The 14,789-nt window shown below is 72.7% G+C and carries 15 protein-coding genes; 5 read left to right on the top strand and 10 right to left on the bottom strand.

Annotated elements, in window-relative coordinates; translation table 11 throughout:
• The first annotated feature begins 17 nt into the window (after window positions 1-17).
• Both ABZS37_RS12405 and ABZS37_RS12400 read left to right on the top strand, forming a co-directional pair.
• Window positions 18-302, top strand: a complete 285-nt coding sequence (locus tag ABZS37_RS12405) for a DUF427 domain-containing protein (protein ID WP_355168241.1) — start codon at window positions 18-20, stop codon at window positions 300-302.
• Window positions 303-348: 46 nt separating this feature from the next.
• Complete coding sequence (locus tag ABZS37_RS12400; protein ID WP_355168239.1) at window positions 349-1,053, top strand: RICIN domain-containing protein; 705 nt, start codon at window positions 349-351, stop codon at window positions 1,051-1,053.
• Between the two features lie 10 nt (window positions 1,054-1,063).
• Here ABZS37_RS12400 and ABZS37_RS12395 read toward each other — a convergent pair whose 3' ends face one another.
• Window positions 1,064-2,368: an MFS transporter gene (locus ABZS37_RS12395; RefSeq protein ID WP_355168237.1), complete on the bottom strand. Its 1,305-nt coding sequence runs from the start codon at window positions 2,366-2,368 to the stop codon at window positions 1,064-1,066.
• Window positions 2,369-2,438: 70 nt separating this feature from the next.
• Here ABZS37_RS12395 and ABZS37_RS12390 point away from each other — a divergent pair, with 70 nt between their 5' ends.
• Window positions 2,439-3,518, top strand: a complete 1,080-nt coding sequence (locus ABZS37_RS12390; RefSeq protein ID WP_355168235.1) for a DJ-1/PfpI family protein — start codon at window positions 2,439-2,441, stop codon at window positions 3,516-3,518.
• A 95-nt stretch (window positions 3,519-3,613) separates the two neighbouring features.
• Here the strand turns inward: ABZS37_RS12390 and ABZS37_RS12385 are convergent, their stop codons facing one another.
• The 8 genes from ABZS37_RS12385 to ABZS37_RS12350 all read right to left on the bottom strand — a co-directional run bounded on the left by ABZS37_RS12385 (window position 3,614) and on the right by ABZS37_RS12350 (window position 12,291).
• Window positions 3,614-4,075, bottom strand: coding sequence for a hypothetical protein (locus ABZS37_RS12385; RefSeq protein ID WP_355168437.1), 462 nt, complete (start codon window positions 4,073-4,075; stop codon window positions 3,614-3,616).
• A gap of 158 nt (window positions 4,076-4,233) precedes the next feature.
• On the bottom strand, window positions 4,234-6,186 hold the full coding sequence (locus ABZS37_RS12380; RefSeq protein WP_355168233.1) for a VWA domain-containing protein: 1,953 nt from the start codon (window positions 6,184-6,186) through the stop codon (window positions 4,234-4,236).
• Between the two features lie 2 nt (window positions 6,187-6,188).
• Window positions 6,189-7,649: a sigma 54-interacting transcriptional regulator gene (locus ABZS37_RS12375; protein WP_355168231.1), complete on the bottom strand. Its 1,461-nt coding sequence runs from the start codon at window positions 7,647-7,649 to the stop codon at window positions 6,189-6,191.
• Between the two features lie 57 nt (window positions 7,650-7,706).
• The gene (locus ABZS37_RS12370) at window positions 7,707-8,426 is read right to left on the bottom strand and encodes a hypothetical protein (RefSeq protein ID WP_355168229.1); all 720 of its coding nucleotides are present in this window, start codon (window positions 8,424-8,426) and stop codon (window positions 7,707-7,709) included.
• A 434-nt stretch (window positions 8,427-8,860) separates the two neighbouring features.
• On the bottom strand, window positions 8,861-9,511 hold the full coding sequence (locus ABZS37_RS12365; protein WP_355168227.1) for a response regulator transcription factor: 651 nt from the start codon (window positions 9,509-9,511) through the stop codon (window positions 8,861-8,863).
• Window positions 9,508-10,752, bottom strand: coding sequence for a histidine kinase (locus tag ABZS37_RS12360; protein ID WP_355168225.1), 1,245 nt, complete (start codon window positions 10,750-10,752; stop codon window positions 9,508-9,510). The genes ABZS37_RS12365 and ABZS37_RS12360 overlap by 4 nt, the downstream gene beginning before the upstream one ends.
• Window positions 10,753-10,807: 55 nt before the next feature.
• Window positions 10,808-11,305: a hemerythrin domain-containing protein gene (locus ABZS37_RS12355; protein WP_355168223.1), complete on the bottom strand. Its 498-nt coding sequence runs from the start codon at window positions 11,303-11,305 to the stop codon at window positions 10,808-10,810.
• 5 nt (window positions 11,306-11,310) lie between these two features.
• A complete protein-coding gene (locus tag ABZS37_RS12350; RefSeq protein WP_355168221.1) occupies window positions 11,311-12,291 on the bottom strand; it encodes an aldo/keto reductase in 981 nt (326 codons plus the stop codon).
• 70 nt (window positions 12,292-12,361) lie between these two features.
• Between ABZS37_RS12350 and mgrA the strand changes: the two genes are divergently transcribed.
• Window positions 12,362-13,357 (top strand): L-glyceraldehyde 3-phosphate reductase, encoded by a 996-nt coding sequence (gene mgrA, locus ABZS37_RS12345; protein ID WP_355168219.1) that lies wholly within the window; start codon window positions 12,362-12,364, stop codon window positions 13,355-13,357.
• A 27-nt stretch (window positions 13,358-13,384) separates the two neighbouring features.
• Here the strand turns inward: mgrA and ABZS37_RS12340 are convergent, their stop codons facing one another.
• Window positions 13,385-14,302 carry a lytic polysaccharide monooxygenase gene (locus ABZS37_RS12340; RefSeq protein ID WP_355168217.1) on the bottom strand — a complete coding sequence of 306 codons (918 nt, stop codon included), beginning with the start codon at window positions 14,300-14,302 and terminating at the stop codon, window positions 13,385-13,387.
• A gap of 123 nt (window positions 14,303-14,425) precedes the next feature.
• Here ABZS37_RS12340 and ABZS37_RS12335 point away from each other — a divergent pair, with 123 nt between their 5' ends.
• Window positions 14,426-14,548 carry a 50S ribosomal protein L36 gene (locus tag ABZS37_RS12335; RefSeq protein ID WP_030490864.1) on the top strand — a complete coding sequence of 41 codons (123 nt, stop codon included), beginning with the start codon at window positions 14,426-14,428 and terminating at the stop codon, window positions 14,546-14,548.
• Window positions 14,549-14,789 lie beyond the last annotated feature (241 nt).

The raw sequence follows: 14,789 nt of genomic DNA, 5'->3' as shown, positions 1-14,789 counted from the left end.
GGCCTAGTGTTGGTGGCATGCCAAAAGCCGTCTGGAACGACCTGATCGTCGCCGAGAGCGACGACACCGTGCTGGTGGAGGGCAACCACTACTTCCCCCGCTCCGCCCTGCGCGACGACCTGATCCGGGAGTCCGCGACGCACACCGTCTGCCCGTGGAAGGGCACGGCCTCGTACTACACCCTCGCGCACGAGGGCAGCACCAGCGAGGACGCGGTCTGGTATTACCCGGAGCCCAAGCCGGACGCCGAGATGGTGCGCGACCGGGTGGCGTTCTGGAAGGACGTCCGGGTCGTCGACTGACCGCTGGGCTGGCTCCGGCGCGCCGCCGTGGGCGAGGATGGCGCGTATGTCCGCGCCCGACGAACGCCCCGACCCCGCCGGCACCGTGTACGGCGGTCGACAGGCGCCCCGCCCCGGCCCGCTGGCCGATCCGCTGCTGCGGGTGGCGCTGGCGGTCGGGGTCGTCGGCGTACTCCTGGGGGTGGTCTTCGCCACCGGGCTGCTCGACGGTGACGACGAGCCGGTGGTGCCGGCGACGGTCGGCGCGTCGTCCAGCGCGGCGGAACCCACCGCCCCGGCGGCCGAGCCGAGCCCGACCGAGCCGTCACCGACCCCGTCGGCCACCACCCCGGCCGCGCCGCCCACCGGCCCCCGGGTGCTGCGGGCCACCTCCGGGCTCTGCCTCGCGCTCGACGGCGACGACAAGGAGGCGGAGGCGCAGCTCGCGGCCTGCACCGGCGGCCCGGAGCAGCAGTGGGTGGTCAACCCGGCCGCCGCGGACGTGGTGACGCTGACCAACGCCGCCCACGGGCAGTGCCTCGACGTCGAGGGCGGCAGCGGGGACGACGGCGCCCGGATGATGCAGTTCCCCTGCCACGGCGGTGCCAACCAGCAGTGGCGGCTGGCCGCCGCCGGCACCGGCCCGGTGCTGCTGGTCGCGGTACACAGCGGCAAGTGCGCCCAGGCCGACGACGACGGCGCCGAAGCCGGCGACAAGGTCCGGCAGCGGCCATGCGACGGCCGGCCGGCCCAGCAGTGGAGCCTGGGCTGACGGCCCGGCCTCAGCCCCGGAAGCTCCAGGCCCGGGGCGCGGTGGCGGCGACCAGGACAGCCTCCGGCACCGGCCTGCCCGGCCGTCGACGCAGCAGGAGCGACAGCCCGGCCGCGCCGATCGACAGCGCGCCCGCCACGTACCAGGCCATCGCGTAGTCGCCGAGCCGGTCCCTGACCAGCCCCGCGCCGGTCGCCGCGAACGCCGCCCCGAACTGGTGGGCGGCGAACACCCAGCCGAACACCACGGCCCCGGCGCTGCCGAAGTACTCGCGGCACAGCGCCACGGTGGGCGGCACGGTTGCCACCCAGTCCAGGCCGTAGAAGATGATGAACACCAGCATGCTCGGCCTGGCGGAGCCGGAGAACAGGCTCGGCAGCACCAGCAGGGACGCCCCGCGCAGCGCGTAGTACATGCCGAGCAGCAATCGGCTGTCCACCCGGTCGGTGAGCCAGCCGGAGGCGATCGTCCCGATGATGTCGAAGAGCCCGACCAGGGCGAGCAGCCCGGCGGCGGTGGTCTGGGTCATGCCGTGGTCGTGCGCGGCCGGCACGAAGTGCGTACCCACAAGGCCGTTGGTGGTCGCGCCGCAGATCGCGAACCCGCCGGCCAGCAGCCAGAACGGCCGGGTTCGGGCCGCGGTTGCCAGCGCGCCCAGCGCTCGGCTCGCCGCGCCGCCGGTCGCCGGCGGCGGCGCGACGACCTCGGTCGCGCCGTAGGCGGGCAGGTCGAGATCCGCCGGGTGTTCGCGCAGCAACCACACCACCAGGGGTACGACCGCCAGCGCCGCTCCGGCCACGACGAGCGCTGCCGTCCGCCAGCCGTGGTCGCGCACCAGCACCGCGATCAGCGGCAGGAACACCAGCTGTCCGGCTGCCCCACCGGCGGTCAGCACTCCGGTGACCAGACCGCGTCGGCGCACGAACCAGCGGCCGGTGACGGTTGCCACGAAGGCCAGCGCCATCGAGCCGGTGCCCAGCCCGACCAGCACACCCCAGCAGAGCAGCAGCTGCCAGCTGGCGGTCATGAAGACCGTCAGCCCGCTACCGACGGCGACCGTGAGCAGCGCCACCGAGACCACCCGGCGGATGCCGAACCGGTCCATCAGCGCGGCGGCGAACGGTGCGGTGAGCCCGTAGAGCAGCAGGTTGACCGAGACTGCCGCGGAGATGGTGGCCAGTGGCCAGCCGAACTCCTCGTGCAGCGGGTGCAGCAGCACCGACGGGGTGGCGCGGAAACCGGCCGCGCCGACCAACGCCACGAAGGCGACGGCGGCGACCAGCCAGGCCGGATGCAGGCGGCGGTTCTTGGTCACGCGACCAGTCTGGGCGGGGCCGTTGACGGCGACGAGTGGCCGGAAAGCCATCGTGCGCAATAATCGGGCCATGACCGTACGCCCGCACCACATCGCCGTACTCGCCCTGGACCACGTGGTCGGCCTGGACCTCGGCACCCCGGCGCAGGTCTTCAGCACCGCGCGGAGCGTCGACGGGACGCACTACTACGACGTACGGGTGTGCACTCCCGGCGGGCAGCCGGTCCGTAGCACCGCCGGCTTCCAGGTGCTACCCGACCACGGGCTGGAGTTGCTCGACACCGCCGACACGGTGATCGTCCCCGGCATCCACGACGGCAACGCGCTGACCTTGGGCACCGTCGAGCCGGAGGTGGCCGAGGCGCTGCGATCGGCGTACGAGCGGGGCACCCGGATCATGTCGATCTGCAGCGGCGCGTTCGTGCTGGCAGCCGCCGGGCTGCTCGACGGGCGTCGGGCGACCACCCACTGGGCGTACGCGGAGCAGTTCCGCCGGCTCCACGCGCGGGTCGACCTCGACCCGGACGTGCTCTTCATCGGCGACGATCGGGTGCTCACCTCCGCCGGAGTGGCCGCCGGCATCGACCTCTGCCTGCACGTCATCCGCCTCGACCACGGCACCGAGGTGGCCAACCGGGCGGCCCGCCGCTGCGTGATGCCGCCGTGGCGGGACGGCGGTCAGGCGCAGTACATCGAGCAGCCGGTGCCCAAGGCCACCGACACCAGCACCGCGGGCGCCCGGGAGTGGGCGCGGCAGCGGCTGCACGAGCCGATCGCGCTGCGCGACCTGGCCGAGCAGGCGCGGATGAGCGTGCGCACCTTCACCCGGCGCTTCCGGTCGGAGACCGGCCTGAGCCCGGCCCAGTGGCTGCTGCAACAGCGCACCGACCACGCGCGCCTGCTGCTGGAGACAACCGACCTGACGGTCGACCAGATCGCCCACAGCTCCGGCTTCGGCACCACCGCCGCCCTACGCCAACAACTCCACCAGCGAATAGGAGTAGCCCCGACCACCTACCGCCGAACCTTCCACCCCCGCCCCACGCTGATCGCCCCGCCCCTCCCCGCCCCGCCCCCGTCCCTCCCCTCCCCGCCCCGTCCCTCCCCGCCCCTCCTCCCCCGCGATCTAGGGGATATCGCGGTGAGTTGATCTCCTTGAGCAACGATCTGCCCTAGATCGACGGGGCGTGACCTCTCCCCGGGAGGGGGCGGGGAGGGGGCGGGGGCGGGGGCGGGGGCGGGGGGTCAGGGGCGGAGCAGGTTTAGCTGGGCTTGGTGTTTGGGGAGGTGGACCCTCGCTTGCAGGTCCAGGGTTCGGGACCAGGGCAGGGGCTCGTCGACTATGAGGTCGAAGCCCTCGCGTAGGTGGGTCTCGACCGGGGTGTCCGCCGCCAGACCGAGCCGGTCGACCAGCGCGCAGAGCCGTTCGCTGGTTTCGTGTAGCAGCGCGGTCAGGCCACGCAGGCCGCCCTGCTCGGCGGCCAGCGCATCGAGCTGCGGGCGGTGGATGTCATCCAGGTCGTAGTAGGCGAACGGCGACCCGGCCAGCAACGCCTCGGTGGCCTGGATCATCAGCTCGTCGTTGGCGACCAGGTGCGCGACGATCTGCTCGGCACTGAGCTGCCCCTCCGGCGGCGGCCCAAATTCCACCCCGTCGATCTCGGCGAACACCCCGCGATAAGCCTCCCGCAGCCCCACACCGTCCACCACACCACCCAGTCAACCCCGCCCCGCCCCGTCGATCATGGAGTTGTGGTGCCCGGTTCACCCGGATGAGCGGCATTTGCGGCCCACCACAACTCCATGATCGACGAGAGAGGGCGGGGTTCGGGGTTGGGGGGGTAAGGGGTGGGGGTGGGGGTGGGTTAGCGGCGGGATTGGCGGGAGCGGAGGTAGTCGCTGACCACGTACTCACCCAGGTCGTCGGTGTCGGGGGTGAACATGCGGCCTCGGCTGCGGCGGGCCACCGCGTCGACGAAGCGGCGCAGACCGGGGTCGTCGCCGAGCATGAACAGATTGAGCGTGGCGCCGTAGCGGCTGAGCCGGTCCACCTCACGGACCGTCGCCTCGATCGTCTCCGGCAGCGGCGGCCAGTGGAACAGCGCCTCACCGTCGTCCGGGTCCAGATGGGCGGTCGGCTCCCCGTCGGTGACCACCAGCACCACAGGCTCGGCGTCCGGGTGCCGGCGCAGGTGCCGACCCGCCAACCGCAGCGCGTGCTGGAGGTTGGTGCCCTGCTCCATGTCCGGTTCCACGGCCGCCAACTCCTGCTGGGTCAGCGTCATCGCCTCCCGACCGAAGCCCACGATCTGCAGGGCGTCCTGCGGAAAGCGCGTCTCCATGAGGTGCGCCAGCGCCAGGGCCGTCTGCTTCATCGGCCCCCAGCGGCCCTGGGAGATCATCGAGTACGACAGGTCGACGCAGAGCACCACCGCCGCCGAGGACCGCTTCTCGGTCTCCACCACCTCGAAGTCGTCCACCACGAGCTGCACCGGCACGCCCGACCCGGCCCGACTGACGGCCCGAGTCAGCGTCCGGACCACGTCCAACGGCTGCTCGTCGCCGTACTCCCAGGGTCTGGACGCGCCGCTGACCTCGCCGGCGGCCCCCGCGGAGCGCAGGTCGTGCTGCCCGCGCGGCCCGGCGGTCAGGTCGGCGAAGACCCGTCGAAGCGCGGTCCCGCCCAGTCGGCGCAGTGCCTTCGGGCTCAGCGTGAGCCCGTCCGCGTCCCGGCTCACCCAGCCCTGCCGGCGCAGCTCCCGCTCCAGATCGCGCAGCCGGCGAACGTCGTCGGCCGCGTCCCGGCCCAGCGTCCGGGCCACCGCGTCGACGTCCACGTCGTCCAGGGTCGCCCCCGGGTGTTCCTGGTCGAGCTGGTCCAGGAGGTCGTCCAGTTCGCCGATCTCACCCAGCGCACCGGCCGCGTCGGCGTAGTCCAGCGGCTGGTCGCCCCGGACCCGCTCGCCGCGCCCCCACCGCAGATCCGGTCGAAGGGCCCGCAGATTCGCGTCGAGCGCGGACAACTCCCCCGCGAGGCGGTCACCGAGCGACTGCTGCATCAGACCGGCCAACTCGGCGCGCTGCCGGTCGGAGAGCGAGTTCATCAGCCGCTCACCGGCTGCCGAACGGCGGGCCAGCACGTCGATCAGCTCGTCGACGGTCTCCGGCCGCTCCGGGAAGAATTCGCCGTGCCTGCGCATGAACTCGGCGAACGCGTCGGTGGTGTCCTCCGCGCGCCCGTGCCGGGCCAGCAGATCGTTCAGGTCCCGCATCATCTCGGCGAGCCGCTGCTGGGCGGCCGGGTCGGCGGACGCGCGCACGGCGTCGCGCAGCCCGGCGAACCGCTGACCGAGCACGTCGTCGCGGAGCTGGTCGAGGATCTGCTGGTACGACCGGCGGGCGTCCTCGCTGGCCCACTCGTAGCCGGCCAACTCCTCCACCGCCCGCGCGGTGGACCGGGGCAGGTTGTCCAGCACCGACTCGGCGAACCGCGCGTCGTCGTCAGCACGACCGCGCAGCTCGTCCCGCTCGGCCGCGAGGGCCTGGTCGAGCAGGGCCTGAGCCCTGGTCACCGCGCCGTCCAGGTCACCGCGACGAAGCGCCTCCCGGCGCAGCCGCCGAGCCCGGGCGGCCAGGTCGTCCAGCCCACCCCGCCCCTGCGGCCCACGGCGCAGCAGGTCGCGCAGCGCCTCCCGCAGGCTGCCCCCGGCCAGCACCTCGGCGCCGACCGCGTCCACCGCCTCTTGCACGTCGTACGGGGGCGCGAGCGGGTCGGGCCCGCCGCGCCACTGCCCGTACCGGAACCGGTTGCCGGCCACGGTCAGCCCCGGCCGCCGTAGACGGTGCGCCCCGAGTCGGTGACGTCCTTGCCGAGCCGACGGGTCAGGTGCAGCCCTTCCAGCACGAACTCGACGGCGGCCGCCGCCTCCTCCGGGGTGGGCGCGTCGCCCAGGCCGAGCCGATCGAGGACCTTCGCCAACCCGGGCACCGTGCCCACCTGGCGCAGCAGCTCGGCGGCGCCGACCAGCTCGCCGGTCTCGATCGCCGCGCCCTCCTCGACCAGCCCGGTGAAGCCGGACAGATCCAGCCCGGCGAGGTGGGCCCGGAACGTCTCGGCGGTCGCGGTACGCAGCAGGTGGGCGAGGATCTCGATCTCCCGCCCCTCCTCGCCGCTCTCGAACTCCACCTTGCCGCGCAGGGTGCTGGTCACCGACACCGCGTCGCCGACCCGGGCCACCGCGGCCTCCGGCCGGCCGTCCGGGGTGTCGGAGGCGGCGAGCAGCCCGGCGCGACGCAGCGCGGCGCCGGCGACCGTCTCGGCGGCGGCGATGGCGAATCGGGCGGAGACACCGGAGCGCGGGTCCACCGACGGGGACTCCCGCACGGCGCGGGCGAACCGGGCCAGAACCTCCAGCACGTGCTCCGGCACCTCGGCGACCAGGTCGGCCTCCTGCCGGATCAGTGCCAGCTCCAACTCCAGGTCGACCGGGTAGTGGGTACGGATCTCCGCGCCGAAACGGTCCTTGAGCGGGGTGATGATCCGACCCCGGTTCGTGTAGTCCTCCGGGTTGGCACTGGCCACCAGGAGCAGGTCCAGCGGCAGCCGCAGTTGGTAGCCCCGGACCTGGATGTCCCGTTCCTCGAGCACGTTGAGCAGGGCCACCTGGATCCGCTCGGCCAGGTCGGGCAGCTCGTTGACGGCGAAGATGCCCCGGTTGGTGCGGGGCACCAACCCGAAGTGAATGGTCTCCGGGTCGCCGAGGGTGCGGCCCTGGGCGATCCGGATCGGGTCCACGTCACCGATCAGGTCGCCGACGCTGGTGTCCGGGGTGGCGAGCTTCTCGCCGTACCGCATCGACCGGTGCAGCCAGCCGACCGGCTGGTCGTCGCCGGCCTCGGCCAGCTGGGCGCGGGACGCCGGGGTGAGCGGGTGCATCGGGTGCTCGTTGAGCACGGAACCAGGGATGACCGGGGTCCACTCGTCGAGCAACGCGCCCAGCGAGCGGATCAGCCGGGTCTTGCCCTGGCCGCGCTCACCGAGCAGCACCATGTCGTGCCCGGCGAGCAGGGCCCGCTCGACCTCGGGCAGCACGCTGTCGTCGTAGCCGACGATGCCGGGGAAACGGGCCTCGCCGGAGCACATCCGGGCCAGGAGGTTGTCGCGGAGTTCCTGCTTGACGGTGCGGTACTGGTGACCGGCCGCCCGTAGCGCGCCAAGCGTGCCGGGCAGGTCGGCCGGTGGAACCGGAATTACCGGGTTAGGCGCAGTCACCCGACCCACGCTAGCTCACCTTCGCAGGGGTGCCCCGGGCATCAGGGGGCACCCCCACTGCCACCCTCAGCCCCGACCGCACCGCTGGCAGGTTCCCCGGCGGCGCAGGTGGTACGCGTAGGTGGCGGCGCCGAGCGCCACGCCCCACAGCGGCCAGAGCAGCATCGGCGCCCCGGTCAGGCTGAACCCACCGGTCAGTTTCCAGAACTCGGGGTTGCTGAGCAGGCCCAACGTGGCCGCGGTCACGGCGACGGCGACCAGGGTGGCCGGCACCACGGCCAGCTTCACCGGCACCCGACGGCCGGCGAGCCCGACCATCCAGCGCGGGAACCGCTCGCCCCAGCGCTGGACCAGCCCGAGGGTGAGGATCGCGCCGACGGTGGCGAACGCGCCCAGCCCGAACCCGGCCCAGACCAGCCCGGTCTCCTGCATCTCGGTCAGGAACTCCCGGGAGATGCCCAGCGGGATGCCGGCCGCCCAGGCGAACCGGGTCAGCGCGTACGTCAGCGGAATGGCCGCGGCGATCCCTGCGGCCCACCGGCCCCAACGCGCGGCGGCGGACGGGGTCGTCCAGGCCCGGTCGGTGTCGCCGCGGCCGCAGCCCACGCAGGCCCCGGCGGTGCGGCGCTGCCAGGCGAGCACCGCCCCGGCCAGCAGTAACCCGCCGACCAGCGCGGCGAACCGGGCGAACAACGCCCAGTTGAAGATCTCGGCATAGTCCACCGGCGGCCAGCCGAACGGCGCCCCGATGATCAGCATCGGCAGGTAGCCGAGGATGACCAGCACGCGGGGCGTCCGGGACGACCACGGCGAGCACGAACGCCACCGCCCAGGCGTAGCCGGCGAGCAGCGCCCGCAGCGGGCCGGGCGGGCGTACCGCCGGTCGGCTCATGGCCAGCGCGGCCACCGCGGCGGTCAGCAGCAGGCCGGCGAAGAGCGGGGCGGCCAGGTCCACCGGTACGAGGCGCAGCAGGTTGACGTCGCCGCCGTGGGTGTCGTTCGCGCCGAACGGGTAGCCGGAGCCGGTGAGCGTGCCGAGCAGGGCGAGCATGCCCCACAGGGCGAGCCAGCCGGCGGCCAGCGAGGCGAGCCGGTCCGGCCAGCGGGAGGCGGGACGAGGTGGGGAGGCAGTGATCGTTGTCATGCTCTCAGCCTCGGCCGACGGCCGGTCGGGATCCTCCCGGGTGGCGGTGAACCCGCTCCCCCGGAGGAGGGACCGTTCAGCCGGACGGGGTGACGAAGCCGGACTCGTAGGCGGCGATGACCGCCTGGGTACGGTCACGGACGCCCAGCTTGGCCAGCACGTTGCCGACGTGCGTCTTGACCGTCTCCACCCCGACCACCAGGTGCGCGGCGATCTCCGGGTTGGAACGGCCGGTGGTCATCAACCGCAGCACCTCGGCCTCCCGCTCGGTGAGCCGAGCGGCGCGCAGGCGGTCACCGCCGACCGGCCCGTACGCCCCGACCAGCTGACGGATCGCGGCCGGGAAGAGCAGCGACTCCCCCGCCGCGACGACCCGGACCGCCTCCACCACCTCGGCGGGCCGGGCCCGTTTGAGCAGGAAACCGGAGGCGCCGGCGCGCAGCGCCTCGTAGACGTACTCGTCATTGGCGAACGTGGTGACCACCAGCACCCGGGGCGGGTCGGCGGAGGTGGTCAGCAGGTGCCGGGTGGCCTGGATGCCGTCGATGCCGGGCATCCGCACGTCCATCAGCACCACGTCCGGCCGGTGCCGGGCGACCAGCGGCGGCACCTCGGCACCGTCGGCGGCCTCGGCGAGCACCTCCAGGTCGGGCTGCGCGTCGATGATGGCCCGCAGCCCGATCCGGATCAGCTCGTCGTCGTCGACGATGAGCACGCCGGTGGTCATCGTTGCTCCTCGTACGGCAGGCGGGCCCGGATCAGCCACCGGTCGCCGTCCGGGCCCACGGTGAGCCGACCGCCGAGCAGCAGAACCCGCTCCCGCATGCCGTCCAGGCCCCGGCCACCCCGGCCCGGGTCGGCGCGATCCGGCGGGCTCACCGCGTTGACCAGCTCCAGTTCCAGCGCCCCCGGGAGCAGGTCCAGCCGCAGCGTGACCGGCCCATCGCCGTACCGGGCGGCGTTGGTCAGTCCTTCCTGGACGATCCGGTAGCCCTCCCGGGAGACCGCCGCGGGCACCCGCGCCGGGTCGCCGACGCGATGCGCGTGCACCGCCAGCCCGGCCGCGCGGGCGTCGGTGACCAACCGGTCCAGGTCGGCGAGGGTACGCTGCGGCGCCACCACCGGCCGGTCGCGGCCGGTCTCCCGGAGCAGCCCGAGCACGTGGTCCAGCTCGTCCATGGCGGTCCGTCCGGTCTCCTCGATGGCGGTGAGCGCCCGCCGGACGAACTCCGGGTCGGTGTCCAGAACCTCGCGGGCGGCCCCGGCCTGGAGGGTGGCCACGGTCAGCGCGTGGCCGACCGAGTCGTGCAGCTCCCGGGCCAGCCGGTTACGTTCGGCGAGCCGGGTGGCCTGCGCCTCCAGGGCGGCGATCCGCTCCGCCGGAGCCGGGCCGAGCAGCACCGGCGCCATCGAACCGGCGAGAGCCCCCAGCCCGGCGACGGCGTAGCCGAGGCCGACCAGCAGGGCCACCCCGGTCACCGTCAGCCAGCCGGTGTCCCGGCCGTGCAACGGCCCGAACTGTTCCCGGCTGGTCACCTCGGCGCCGATGCCGAACTGCTGGGCGATGAAGGCCAACGCCATCGGTACGGCGGTGAACAGGGCGATCATCACCAGAGCGCCGATGGTGAGGTGGGTGGCGATCCAGAGCGCACTACGTAGCCGGGTTTCCCGGTCGCCGCGGTGCCCTGGTGTGGGCTCGGGCAGGTCGACGCCGAGCAAGGCCCGCACGGCGGCGATCTCCAGGGCCCGGCTGCCGTCCAACAGCAGCGGCACCACGGCGATCAGCACCGCGATCACCAGCAGGGCGTACACCAGCGGGCGGGGGATCTCCGAGTCGGCGAGCAGTTGGGCGAAGGTCACCGCGAGCAGCCCGTACGGCAGCGCCAGCACCCCGCCCAGCAGCAGGAACACGCCGCGACGCCAGGTGGTGCCGGCGACCAGCGGGGTCAGTGCCGCTCGGAGGGTCACCTCGTCATTCTGCTGCCGGGATCGGCCCGCGCGACTCCCCCGTGCCGGGGAGATCTCAGCGGTGGTCGGCGACGTACTGCTGTGGGTCCTTGTCGCGGAACGGGAGGTTACGGCCGTTCTTGTACTCGCCGTAGAAGGTCAGCCAGCGCTGGCCCAGCTCGGCGCGGAGTTCGGTGCTGGCGTGCCGCCGGAAGTCGGGCAGCGCCTCGTCCTCCTCCTCGGCCAGGTGCTCGCTGTTCTCCCGACGGGCCGTGCCGACCGCCGCCCACCACTGCTCCGAGCCGACGGGGTGCAGTTTCGCCTCGGCGATGGCATCCCGGATCTTGTTGTGGTCGCCGATCGCGTCGGCGGTCTCGTCCTCGCCGTCGTCGCCGTGCTTGACCAGGTGCGGGTAGAGGATCGCTTCCTCGGCCTCGGCGTGGATGTCCAGGTGCAGGGCGAGGGCGTCCCAGATGGCGAGCATCTCCTGCTCGTCGCGGGCGTCGTCGAGGCGGGCGAAGCCGCGCCGGAAGGTGGCGTGGTCGTCCAGGATCAGTGCGGTGATGTCGTCCACTGTGCTCACTTTTCCGTTGGGCTGGCGAATCGGGCACGCACCATTGCCGGCATCGCGGCGAGTCCGGTGACCGGGCGGAAGCGTTTCGCGGCTTCGGCCAGCACGGCGTACTCGTCGTCGGCGAGGTCGATGTCCGCGGCGGCGGCGTTGCGTTCCATCTGCTCCACGCTGGACGCGCCGGGGATGGCGAGCACGTTCGGGTGGCGCAGCAGGTAGGCCAGCGCGATCTGACTGGGGGTGGCGTCGTGGGCGTCGGCGACCTGGCGCAGCGTGTCGATCAGAACCGCGCCACGTTCCAGATTTTCCGGCAGGAAGTACGGGTTGGCGCGCCGAACCGCGCCGGTCGGCGGGTTCTTCGCGTCGTAACGGCCGGAGAGAAAGCCCTGCGCCAACGGGCTGTACGCGATGACCACCCGGCCGGCCTCCCGCGCGTACGGCAGCAGTTCCTGCTCGGGCGCGCGGTCCAGCATGCTGTAGCGGACCTGGTTGCTGAGCACCCGCCGGCCGAGCGCCGCCTCTGCGACCTGCCAGCGGCGCAGCCCGTAGTTGCTCACCCCGACCTCGCCGACCAGCCCGACGTCCTGCAGGACCCGCATACCGCGCATGGTGGTGTGGTCGGCGACCAGTGGGTTGGGCTGGTGCACCTGGTAGAGGTCGATGCTGCTGACGCCGAGCCGGGCTGCCGAGGCGACCGCCCGCTGCTGCACCACGGCGGCCACCGGCAGCATCGGGAAGATCTTGGTGGCGACCACCACCTTGGGCCGGTCGTCGCCGAGGGCCGCGCCGAGGATTCGCTCGCTCCGCCCGAAGCCGTAGATCTCCGCGCTGTCGAAGACGGTCACGCCCAGCTCCACGGCCCGCCGGACGATCTGCGTCGCCTGGGCTTCAAAGGCCGGACCGTAGCCCCACTCCCGGGAGCCGAACTGCCAGGTACCCAACCCGATCTTGGACAGTGGCTTGGGCGTGTCGAGCGGGATGAAACGCATGGCGTCGAAACTACCCCCGTTGTCCGGTTCACACGCCTGATCCCGGGCACCCCGGGCCGGAGCTAGGCTCATGATCGTGACTTACCTCGCCGCGGATGACCGCTACGACACCATGACCTACCGGCGCAGCGGACGCAGTGGTCTGCGGCTGCCCGCCGTCTCCCTCGGCCTGTGGCACAACTTTGGCCCGGACCGCCCGTATCAGCGGCAGCGCGACATCGTCCGGCGCGCCTTCGACCTGGGTGTGACCCACTTCGACCTGGCCAACAACTACGGCCCGCCGCCCGGCTCGGCGGAGGAGAACTTCGGCCGGATGCTCGCCACCGACCTGAAGCCGTACCGCGACGAGCTGGTCATCTCCAGCAAGGCCGGCTATCTGATGTGGCCCGGCCCGTACGGCGAGTGGGGCTCGCGCAAGAACCTGATCTCGTCGCTGGACCAGTCGCTGGGCCGGATGGGGCTGGACTACGTCGACATCTTCTACTCGCACCGGTTCGACCCGGACACCCCGCTGGAGGAGACGATGGGCGCGCTCGACGCCATCGTCCGCTCCGGCAAGGCGCTCTACGTCGGCATCTCGAACTACAACTCCGAGCAGACCGCGCGGGCCGCCACGATCCTGCGCGAGCTGGGTACGCCGCTGCTGATCAACCAGCCGTCGTACTCGATGCTCAACCGCTGGACCGAGTCCGACAGCCTGCTCGACACGCTGGAGCAGGTCGGCGCCGGCTGCATCGCGTACAGCCCGCTGGCCCAGGGCCTGCTGACCGACCGCTACCTGGGAGGTATCCCGGCCGACTCCCGGGTGCGCACCAGTGTGTTCCTCAACGAGAGCGACCTCAGCGAGGAGAAGATGGCCACGATCCGCGGGCTCGGCGCGGTCGCCGAGAGCCGTGGCCAGTCGCTGGCCCAGCTCGCGCTGGCCTGGGCGCTTCGCGACCCGAGGATGACCAGCCTGATCATCGGGGCGAGCAGCGTCGAGCAGTTGGAGACGAACATCGCCGCGCTCGACAACCTCGACTTCAGCACCGAGGAGCTGGCCGAGATCGACCGGCACCTGGGCTGAGGCCCACCGAGCCGGCGGCGGCCCGGGTCACCAGATCCGGCGCCGCCCGGCCCGGTGGTTGCGTACCCCACACTCCCGGCCTACCGGTGCGACGACGCTGCGGCGCCGCCGGCCCGCGCCGATCAGCAGCACCAGGACCAGCACGGCGGCAGCGCCAGCCAGCACCGGCCACCGGCCACCGAGGTTGGTCACCGACGCCACCGGCACGCCCGGGTCGGCCGCCGCCGCCACCGCCGGGTCGGTGGTGGCCGGCCGGCTCTCGGCGGTACGTGGAGCGGCTGACGCCTTCTTCGCCGCGCTCTTCGTCGCGCCGGCCCGCTGCGGGGTCTTGTGGAACACCACATCCGAGCAGGAGTAGTAGGTGTCCGGGGTGTTGGAGTTCTGCCAGATCGTGTAGATGAGGTGCCGGCCCTCACGACCCACCGGTAGTCGACCCGCCAACTGGTACGCCCCGGCCCGCACCGGCGGGTCGGTCACCGTCAGAAACGGGCGCGCCTCCAGGTCAGCCCAGGTCAGCGGAGCCTTGGGGTCGTAACTGGGCCGGGTGAGGTAGAGCCGGAAGGTGCCCCGGTGCTCGATGGTGGTCCGGTACTGGAAGGTGAACTTCGCACCGGTGGTCAGCTCGGTGGACGGCCAGTCGGTACGGGGCAGGTCCAGCCCCCGGTACGCGGACAGCCCACCGCTGCACAGCTCGCCGTCCGGGATCCGCTCCCGATCCCGACCGTTGATCGCCGCCACCCGGACGTTGTCCCACTCCCGTACCGCAGCGCCCGCCTGGACCGCCGCTTGGCAGGCGCTGGTGGCCGCGTACCGGCCCTCGGGCCCGCAGGCCGCCGCCCGGCTGATCGGGTCGGTCGGAGCGCCGTGAGCGGCGGCGGGCGTGGCGGCCAGGGGCACGGTCGCGGCAGCGACCAGCACCGTGGCGAGGAGCCGGCGTGCGGGCATGAGGATGACCTCCGCCCACTGGTACGGCCGGCAGCCGACAAAGGTTCGACGACGACCGGCGGGAATCCGGCGGGTGGGCGGAGCGTTTCGATACTCGGAACCGCTTGCACCGAGGAGGCAGCCATGAAGGTACGTAGCTCGTTGCGTGCACTGAAGCAGAAGCCGGGTTCGGTGGTGGTCCGCCGTCGCGGCCGGGTGGTCGTGGTGAACCGCGCCAACCCGCAGTGGAAGAGCCGCCAGGGCTGATCCGGCCTTAACGGACATATAGGCGAAGAACGCCCTGACCGCATCCCTGCGGTCAGGGCGTTTTCGTGTCCCTTTGCTCTGCTTCAACCCACGCAACACTTGCGGCGCAGAAGTGTTGCGTGGGTTGAAGCAGAGCAAAGGCGGCGACCGGCAGCCCCGCCTGACCCAGTAGGTCGGGTAGGCAACAAGAAGCGGGGGGGGTTTTTTTGAAAAAAAAAAACCCCCCCCGCGGTGGCGAGGG

The sequence above is a fragment of the Micromonospora sp. NPDC005413 genome, from assembly GCF_040606435.1.
Taxonomy (GTDB): Bacteria; Actinomycetota; Actinomycetes; order Mycobacteriales; family Micromonosporaceae; genus Micromonospora.
The sequence above is the reverse complement of the archived record's forward strand: the minus strand, read 5'-3'. Positions and strand labels throughout refer to the sequence as shown.

Excerpts from the sequence above, each read along its gene's own strand:
- ABZS37_RS12405 (WP_355168241.1), top strand. The coding sequence starts at position 18 with ATGCCAAAAGCCGTCTGGAACGACCTGATCGTCGCCGAGAGCGACGAC.
- ABZS37_RS12400 (WP_355168239.1), top strand. The coding sequence starts at position 349 with ATGTCCGCGCCCGACGAACGCCCCGACCCCGCCGGCACCGTGTACGGC.
- ABZS37_RS12390 (WP_355168235.1), top strand. The coding sequence starts at position 2,439 with ATGACCGTACGCCCGCACCACATCGCCGTACTCGCCCTGGACCACGTG.
- ABZS37_RS12365 (WP_355168227.1), bottom strand. The coding sequence starts at position 9,511 with ATGACCACCGGCGTGCTCATCGTCGACGACGACGAGCTGATCCGGATC.
- ABZS37_RS12350 (WP_355168221.1), bottom strand. The coding sequence starts at position 12,291 with ATGCGTTTCATCCCGCTCGACACGCCCAAGCCACTGTCCAAGATCGGG.
- mgrA (WP_355168219.1), top strand. The coding sequence starts at position 12,362 with ATGATCGTGACTTACCTCGCCGCGGATGACCGCTACGACACCATGACC.
- ABZS37_RS12340 (WP_355168217.1), bottom strand. The coding sequence starts at position 14,302 with ATGCCCGCACGCCGGCTCCTCGCCACGGTGCTGGTCGCTGCCGCGACC.
- ABZS37_RS12335 (WP_030490864.1), top strand. The coding sequence starts at position 14,426 with ATGAAGGTACGTAGCTCGTTGCGTGCACTGAAGCAGAAGCCGGGTTCG.